This is a genomic window from Deltaproteobacteria bacterium, assembly GCA_018668695.1.
Classification (GTDB): Bacteria; Myxococcota; XYA12-FULL-58-9; order XYA12-FULL-58-9; family JABJBS01; genus JABJBS01.
The window spans coordinates 1-8,749 of the sequence record JABJBS010000175.1 but is presented as its reverse complement, the minus strand read 5'-3'; the positions used below and the strand labels follow the sequence as shown (position 1 = coordinate 8,749).

The window sequence follows — 8,749 nt, the reverse complement described above, 5'->3', positions numbered from 1 at the left end:
TCTTGGGACCAACCTAACAGCGTAGTTTGGCTTACCAGAGCTCACGGGGGAGTGCCGTGAGGCCCTTGGATTAAGATGAAGCGAACCATGAGTAGGGAATACCTCCTGATTTTTGCCGCACTGCATTCAAGGTTTTTGGGCAATCCGACGCACTTATTCCTCAATAGCCTCAATTCTATGGGTTGTTTAGCTGATTGGCATGAGCTATAGGAGCCAACTGGTTTTTTTATGAAATAAGTGATTTCGCGTCGGATGAACGACCGAAAAGATAACTGTGTGGAATAGCAATGGTAGCACTGAGAACGTATAGCTTTTTAGACTCTCTTCAGCCTCAACTAACAGCGCATGTCTGCTCGACTTGTCGCGGGTTTTGGCCTGTTCCGTATGAGGCGGCTCTTTTTATTGAGATTGCGCCTGGTATGGCCATTCACAAATTACTTGATCGCGCCTTAAAGGAAACTCGTGTTCACCCGGCGACCATCGTTGTTGAGCGTGCTTTCGGTATGGTGATGTTGCACAGTCATGACAAAGGTGAAGTCATGACGGCGGGTGAAGCCATTCTCAGCGAACTTCACGTTGACGAAAGTGAGCGCTTGAAGCCTCGCATTGTTACCCACGAAATTATTCGCTCTATCGAGCCCGACCACGCGCAGTGTGTAAACAAGATCCGTTATGGTTCTATGATTACTCCCGGTGAGTCGTTGCTTATTCTCGAATCTGAGCCGGCCGCTTATATTGCTCTTGCAGCAAACGAAGCGGAGAAGGCAGCCAATGTGAATCTTCTTGAGTGCCAGAGCTTTGGTGCTTTTGGACGACTCTACATGTCTGGTACAGAAGCTGAGATTGACTGTGCAGCGGAAGCTGCGATTGCGGCTCTTGAAGGTGTTCAGGGTAAGCCACTTCCAAAACGATAATTTTGCTTTAAGCAAAATTGAACAAACAATTGATTGAACCGAAACCCCGTTTACTGAGGGTTTGATAAAGAAGGATGAATACAATGGCAGATGCACTTGGAATGATTGAAACCAGAGGATTTGTTGGCATGGTTGAAGCTTCGGACGCCATGGTTAAAGCGGCACGTGTTGAGCTGATCCCACATGTAAAAATCGGTGGTGGTCTCGTAACTACGATTGTTCGTGGTGATGTCGCAGCGGTTAAAGCAGCAACTGATGCAGGTGCACGCGCAGCTGAGCGAGTTGGTGAGCTTATCAGCGTTCATGTTATCCCAAGACCACATGAAAACACTGACGCCGTTTTGCCACTCACACGCGCCGGAGAATAATTCGTGCATTTAGCTCGAGTCATAGGCAGCGTCGTTGCAACCCGCAAAGAAGAAGAGCTTGAAGGTTTAAAGTTTCTTCTCCTTGAGCACGCCAACCCAAAGGGTGAGGGACGTGAATCTTATGTGGTTGCGATTGACGCCGTTGGCGCAGGCGCTGGAGATCTTGTGATGTATGCATCCGGGTCATCGGCACGCCAAACGGCTGTCACCAAAGACCGCCCCGTGGATGCTACTGTTATGGCCATTGTGGACCAGATAGAAGACCAGGGCGCTTTGGCTTACTCTAAATCTGACGATTCCTAATTCGCAATTTGCGAGTTGAGATAATGCCATGCCATATATGTCTGAAGACAAAATAGCGTCAATTGTGGACCGTGTTGTGTCTCGTTTGCAAACGAGTGACAGCTCTGTTCCTGAGAACCCAAACCCGAAACTACGCCCAGCTCAGGTAAACCCTCCCTATGGATGTGGACCTACCTCGAAGCGGGAGTCACCTACACGTGTGGCGCCGGCCGGATACGGCCAAAAGTCGCGGGGAGGCTTAGGGCGAGGCGTATTTGCGGATGTCAATTCTGCGGTAGCCGCGGCTCAGGAAGCATTTGTTGCATACTCGATGTTGGGCCTTCAGGCACGCTACCGGATTGTGGACGAGGTTCGTCGGGAATGCCGTCAGCATGTTGAAAAGCTCGCTCAAATGGCAGTTCAGGAGACTGGCTTAGGCCGCGTTGATCAGAAACTTATCAAGAATCGGCTTGTTATCGATAAGACGCCAGGACCCGAAATTCTTGAACCATGGGCCAAAAGTGGTGACGAGGGTTTAACTCTCGAGGAGTGGGCTCCTTACGGGGTGATTGGTGCGATTACGCCAACGACCAATCCGACTGAAACTATCATCTGTAACGGTATTGGGATGATTGCCGCGGGCAACTCGGTTGTTTTTAATGCCCATCCTGGTGCAAAGAAGTGCAGCATCTTTACCGTTCAAATCATTAACGATGCGATTGTTCGCGCGGGCGGTCCGGAGAATTTATTAACGCTTACTGCAGAGCCAACGATTGAGTCGGCTCAAGCGGTGATGACCCATCCGGGAATTCGTCTTTTAGTCGTTACGGGTGGACCTGGGGTCGTGAAGGCCGCTATGGCGTCCGGCAAAAAAGTGATTGCGGGTGGACCCGGCAATCCTCCAGTGCTCGTTGACGAAACGGCAGACCTTGAGCAGGCTGGGGAGGGCATTGTTAAGGGTGTCTCTCTAGACAACAACATTGTCTGTACGGCTGAAAAAGAAATTATTGCCGTGTCTGCGATTGCTGATCCTCTCAAAGCGTCCATGGCACGTCATGGCGCCTATGAACTCTCGGCGACGGAAATCCAGCGCCTCGAGAAAGTTGTCGTCGAAGACGGACATGCGAATAAAAAGTGGGTTGGTAAAGACATTGCCAAGATCCTTGGTGAAATCGGTGTCCAAGCACCTCATGGTACCTTGATCGCTTACGGCGAAGTACCAGAGCGCCATCCCTTCGTTCAGGCTGAGCTTTTGATGCCTGTGACGGGTATGGTTCGTGTTGCTGACGCTCGTGAAGGTGTCCATATGGCGGTTCGTTGTGAGCATGGAAATGGCCATACCGCGTCGATGTACTCGAAAAATATCGACAATATGCATATGATGGCCCGAGCCATCAATACGAGTATATTTGTCAAAAATGCTCCTACTTATGCGGGCTTAGGGCTCGGCGGCGAAGGCTATACGTCTTTCACGATTGCAAGCCCAACTGGCGAGGGGCTAACCACCGCTCGCGACTTTTCCCGATTAAGACGCTGCGTCCTCAAAGAGCATTTCCGAATTATCTAAGTCGTTCTTTTTGACGACACCCTTGCCATCCTCTGATTGATCAACCAATGCCCCTGTGGTAGTCCGTTTTCGCCCCCCGGGGCCACAGCTGGCTCCGAGTGGTAAGTGCGCCTTGCGCACCAATTTGGCCTGTAAAAAGAGGACTTTAGCTGTGACCGACGCATCCACCGCATTTGCTCATCCCGACGTATTTGTTGACCGCCATCTTGGACCTGCGCAAGCAGAGATCGAGACTATGCTTAAGACCTTAGGTTTTAGCAGCCTTGAGGAGATGGTCAGTAAAATTGTTCCCGAGAATATCCGACTCAAGGAAAGTCTGAATATCGGTGCAGGGCTCAGTGAGCGTGAAGTGATGGCTCGCCTCCGCTCCATGGCAGATAAGAATAAGGTCATGAAGTCCTACATTGGACTCGGCTATTACGACTGTGTTGTGCCGCCGGTGATTCAGCGAAATATCCTTGAAAACCCAGGTTGGTACACACAGTATACTCCGTACCAAGCTGAGATTGCTCAAGGGCGCCTCGAAGCGTTGTTCAACTTTCAAACTCTGGTTTGCGAACTCTCCGGAATGGAAATCGCGAATTCATCCTTACTCGATGAATCCACGGCAGCAGCCGAAGCCATGACACTCTGCTTGCGGGTAAACCGTAAGAACAAGTCTAAGCGCTTTGTCGTTTCAAATAGCTGCCACCCTCAGAACATCGAAGTCATGAAGACCCGCGCTCGTCCACTTGGTATTGAAGTGGAAGTAGCAGATTTGGCGAACCTCGAAATTGGTGATGGCTTAGCTGGTGTGATGGTTCAGTACCCAACGACTGAGGGATACGTTGAAGATTATGCGGCGCTATCCGAGAAGGTGCACGCAGCTGGCGGCATGGTCATTGCCTCAGCAGATTTGATGGCTTTGATGATGCTTACGCCACCCGCGAAGTGGGGCGCCGATGTGGTTATCGGCAGCAGCCAGCGCTTTGGTGTACCGATGGGATTTGGCGGACCGCACGCTGCTTACATGGCCACTCGAGAAACCTACAAACGCTCGGTTCCAGGACGAATCATCGGTGAATCTAAAGATGCAGACGGCAACCCTGCTCTGCGATTGGCACTTCAGACCCGTGAGCAACATATCCGCCGCGAAAAAGCGACGAGTAATATATGTACAGCTCAGGTTCTTTTAGCGGTTATGGCCAGTATGTATGCGGTCTACCACGGACCTGTCGGCCTCAAGAGAATTGCCAGTCGGATTTCTCTGATGGCAGGCGTTTTTGAAGCAGGTATTCGAAAGCTAGGGTTGTCTTCAGGCGGAAAGTCATTTTTTGACACCGTTGCCGTGGCATTTAGCAGTCAAGAACGTGCGGACTCTGTGATGAATGCGGCGGTAGCAGCCGGTCTCAATTTAAGACGACTGGATTCTACAACCGTGACCGTCAGCATTGACGAAACAACCGACCCTGAAGATGTCCAGACGCTACTCGGGGTTTTTGGTGGAGAGCAGGGCAGCGCTCTTTCTCTTAAAGACTTAGTTCCCGAAGTGAGAGGCATTGACCCATCGATGCTTCGAAATGACAAAGTTCTAACTCAGGAAATTTTCAATTCGATGCATTCGGAGACCGAATTTCTGCGATACGTGAGCCGGCTTCAAAGTAAGGACCTTTCACTAACGACGTCCATGATTCCACTTGGTTCATGTACAATGAAGCTTAATGCGACAACTGAAATGTTGGGTGTAACCTGGCCAGAGTTTTCGAACTTGCATCCATTTGCGCCGGCCGACCAAACGGTGGGTTATCGTGAAATGTTTGACGAGCTTGAGAAATGGCTTGGTTCAGTAACGGGCATGGATGCGGTTAGTCTGCAGCCCAATGCGGGTTCTCAAGGAGAATACGCGGGGATGTTGGTCATTCAGACTTATCATGAAGCCAGAAATGATACCGCTCGTAACGTATGCTTGATTCCTTCCTCTGCGCACGGCACCAACCCTGCGAGTGCGATTATGGCTGGGATGCGAGTCGTTGTGATTGGATGTGATGACCAAGGCAATATTGATCTTGAGGATCTGAAGGCCAAAGCGGAGAAGCATAAAGATGATCTCTCGGCGATTATGGTTACCTATCCGTCGACCCATGGCGTTTTTGAAACAGGTATCAAAGATATTTGCCAAATTGTTCATGACAATGGTGGTCAGGTCTACCTCGATGGCGCCAACATGAACGCACAGGTCGGAATATGTCGCCCTGGCGATTACGGTGCCGACGTCGTTCACTTAAACTTACACAAGACATTCTGTATTCCACATGGTGGGGGCGGACCAGGCATGGGACCGATTGGCGTTCAATCGCACTTGGCTCCTTTTCTACCTGGACACCCTATGGTGGAGGTTGGCGGTGACGATGCGATGGGCCCGGTTTCAGCGGCGCCTTGGGGCAGCCCGTCGATTCTTCCAATCTCGTGGTCCTATATTGCGATGCTTGGTGATGCAGGGCTTCAAAAGGCCACTGAACTAGCAATGTTGAACGCAAACTACATGGCCAAGCGATTAGAGAACCATTACCCGGTTCTATTTCGTGGCCATGAAGGTCTAAGCGCACACGAATTCATTCTTGATGTGCGTGGGTTTAAAGAAACCACAGGCATTGAAGTCGAGGATATTGCGAAGCGTTTGATGGATTATGGTTTCCATGCGCCAACCATTTCCTGGCCGGTAGCGGGAACCATGATGGTTGAACCAACAGAGAGTGAGTCTAAGTCTGAACTCGACCGCTTCTGTGACGCGATGTTGAGTATTCATGCCGAGATTGTCGCTATCGAAAAGGGCGAACTCGATAAGGTTGATAACCCCCTCAAAAACGCGCCGCATACCGCCAATTGTTTGGTGAAGGCGTGGGACCACCCTTACTCACGTGAGCAAGCAGTGTATCCTGGTGGATGGGCGACTGAGCATAAGTTCTGGCCAGCGGTTAGACGCATCGACAACGTTTACGGTGACCGTAATTTGGTTTGCTCTTGTCCTCCTCTTTCAGAGTATTCAGAAGAGCAAGCGTAAGGTTACTAGAGAGGCACGCATGCGATGGCGTCATCGCATGTCGCTGCTTCGGTAATGCAGTTGGTGATGCTCTGGAATATTGCTCCGGGCGCATTTTCATGTAGGAAAATACAGGCATCGATACAGGTTAGGCCGCTGTCTAAGGATGGTGCGCAGATCGAGATGTCGGCCCCTGTCCCATATTGAGATGCTAACTCTTGGCATTCTATGCCAGAATCGCAATCGTCGGTTGTTTCACAAACCGGAGCGCAAAATCCTTCCACACACATAACAGGCCCATTGCTAGAGTCGCATTGCGCAGTGTATTGGCACGTGCCATCGGTTGAAGGCTCGCAGCCGATTTCGTCAACAGCGCCGTCTAGATTGTTGTCATATCCATCACATATTTCTGACGACTCGGGAGACAATCTACCTGTCTCAGGAACACAGAGGTCTCCAGAACAAACGTGGCCTTCTGGGCACCCGTCAGCGCAATCACCCGCGCAGTAGGGGAAGGGGTCGTTTTCCAGCCATGTGCAGCTGTCTTGGCAGTCACCTCGTAGATCGCAGGCTTGGCCAACCACGGTGGGTTCCCCGCAAGCACCTTCGTCGATGGTACCATCGCAATTGTCGTCGATGCCGTTACAAATTTCTGGGACCAATTCGAGTGGGCTGTCGGTGCAGGTGGCAGCCGGTACGCATAGATTGGGGTCATCTGGAGAACAGCCAATAAGGGCTGCGCGTACGGCAGCGTGAGCGTCTATAAGCCCGTAGCCATAGAATGGAGATTTTAGGAACCCATCTCCGTCCGGTTCATAGAGACCATTGGCTTTATCTATTTTACGGCTCGTTCGGCGCAAGATGTCTTTGACGGCCAAGGCAGTGAGGTCCGGGTTGGCGCTGAAAATCAAACCGACGAGACCGGTGACGGCAGGAGCAGCGGATGAGGTACCACCAAAATCGGCCGTAACATCTCCGGTTGGGTCTAAGGCTTCTGGGTTCCCAGTTGAGGCGTAGCCCAGGTCACCCAACACATCACTGGTCACGATGCCTGGCATGAGGTGGTTGCCGTTGGACGGTGCGGCTACCCAAACAGCGTCTCCAAAGTCACTGTAAGATGATTTGATGCCTCGGGCATTGATTGAAGCCACGCCGATCGTTAAGGGATGAGTAACGTAGGGGTCTGAGAGCACGTCTTCGTTTCCATTTCCAGCTGCAAAAATGACCACGGTGCCTTTACCATCCCGCCCATTCTCAGCGACATCTCTTAGAGCTTGGTCGATGATATCCGGCACGGGCTCGATGGCCGCAGGGGATTCTAGTACCGCAGGGTTACCATCAGGTGGCCCCCAGCTGTTGTTGATGGTCCATGCGCCATTGGCCGTAGATTCGGTGAAGGTCTCAGCCACCGCCAAATCTTCGTTGGGTGAACCAAAGTCGGTCCATACCGGCATCACTGAACAGCCCGGGCAAACACCCGCCGTCCCAGTTTCGTTATCAGCGATAGCAGCGCTTACACCCGCGACCGAAGTACCGTGGTTACAGCAGCCTTCCGTAAGATTGTCGTCGATGTCGGTCGGTAAATTCACGCCTATAATCTGTGAATCCGAATTTCTCATAAAAGGAATGTCAGGGTGGCGAAGGTCGACCCCGTCGTCATTGATGGCAATAATGACTTCTTGATTGCCCGTGGTTATATCCCATGCATAGGTGGTTCTCATGTCTGCGCCAGCTAGACGAAGGCTACCTTGTCCTTCATTGAGGTGGTGCCATTGATCTGAGAAGAATGGGTCGTTCGGTATATATCTGAGTTGATGTTGGCGCAGAAAGTTGGGGCTGGCCCATTTGATACTCATGTTATCTAGGAGCCGGTCGCAGGCGCTGATGCTGTCTTCGAAGAGTGCTCGAGCAAGCCATGTCTGGGGTAGACCTTTCACGGAACGCACGAGCGTCAATTTGAGTTGTTCCAGCAGTGGAGCGAGGTCAGCTGCAGTTTGGTCTGGCGCGTGGAAAAGAATTTCATCAGTGGAGAGAATCCGTTCACCCCGGCTGTTGGTAAATACAGGGTAGACGCCTCGGATGGAAGGATGTGTGAAAGTCTGCGAGTTTACATTCTCAGCCTTAAAGTGTGCAACCAGCATATGCTTTGACTGCAGTGAGTCGAACTGTTCGATACGTTCAACACCGATGATATCGGGGGTAGAGGGTGACGCTTCGTTTAATGCTATCACAAACTCTTGAGTAGAGGTCTCTAATATATAACGACTGCCGCCTGCCAAATAAGTTCGTTCACCATAGAGCGGGCCGTCTTCTCCGCAGATTTCGTCATAGTGCTCACAGGCAGGGATACATTCAGGAGGCGCGATACAGGTATTGTAGAGGGGCTCGCATTCCTCTTGGTAGCATACCTCAAGTTGCGCATCATCTTCGGCGTTTACTTCGCAGTCATCTAGGCAGTTATAGTAGGCATCGGCTGCTTCAAGGGCCTCTGGTATTGCATTTTCGTCACACGTCTCAAAACAAGAATCAACATCGTCGGGGCCGTTAGTCCAACAACCGTCAATGCAATCAAGGTATTCGCTGCAATTTAGCTCAGCTG

General features: G+C 51.2%; 6 protein-coding genes. 5 read left to right on the top strand and 1 reads right to left on the bottom strand.

Annotated features, from left to right (window positions below):
• Positions 1–287 precede the first annotated feature (287 nt).
• The 5 genes from HOK28_09345 (at position 288) to gcvP (ending at position 6,171) form a co-directional block, all read left to right on the top strand.
• The gene (locus HOK28_09345) at positions 288–914 is read left to right on the top strand and encodes a BMC domain-containing protein (protein MBT6433284.1); all 627 of its coding nucleotides are present in this window, start codon (positions 288–290) and stop codon (positions 912–914) included.
• Between the two features lie 83 nt (positions 915–997).
• A complete protein-coding gene (gene eutM, locus HOK28_09340) occupies positions 998–1,282 on the top strand; it encodes an ethanolamine utilization microcompartment protein EutM (protein MBT6433283.1) in 285 nt (94 codons plus the stop codon).
• A 3-nt stretch (positions 1,283–1,285) separates the two neighbouring features.
• Positions 1,286–1,585, top strand: a complete 300-nt coding sequence (locus tag HOK28_09335) for a EutN/CcmL family microcompartment protein (protein MBT6433282.1) — start codon at positions 1,286–1,288, stop codon at positions 1,583–1,585.
• A 37-nt stretch (positions 1,586–1,622) separates the two neighbouring features.
• On the top strand, positions 1,623–3,131 hold the full coding sequence (locus tag HOK28_09330; GenBank protein ID MBT6433281.1) for an aldehyde dehydrogenase EutE: 1,509 nt from the start codon (positions 1,623–1,625) through the stop codon (positions 3,129–3,131).
• Between the two features lie 112 nt (positions 3,132–3,243).
• On the top strand, positions 3,244–6,171 hold the full coding sequence (gene gcvP, locus HOK28_09325; protein ID MBT6433280.1) for an aminomethyl-transferring glycine dehydrogenase: 2,928 nt from the start codon (positions 3,244–3,246) through the stop codon (positions 6,169–6,171).
• A 5-nt stretch (positions 6,172–6,176) separates the two neighbouring features.
• On the opposite strand, the gene HOK28_09320 is transcribed toward gcvP, so the two are convergent.
• Positions 6,177–8,749, bottom strand: a 2,573-nt coding sequence (locus tag HOK28_09320; GenBank protein ID MBT6433279.1) for a S8 family serine peptidase, incomplete at its 5' end; no start/stop codon positions are given.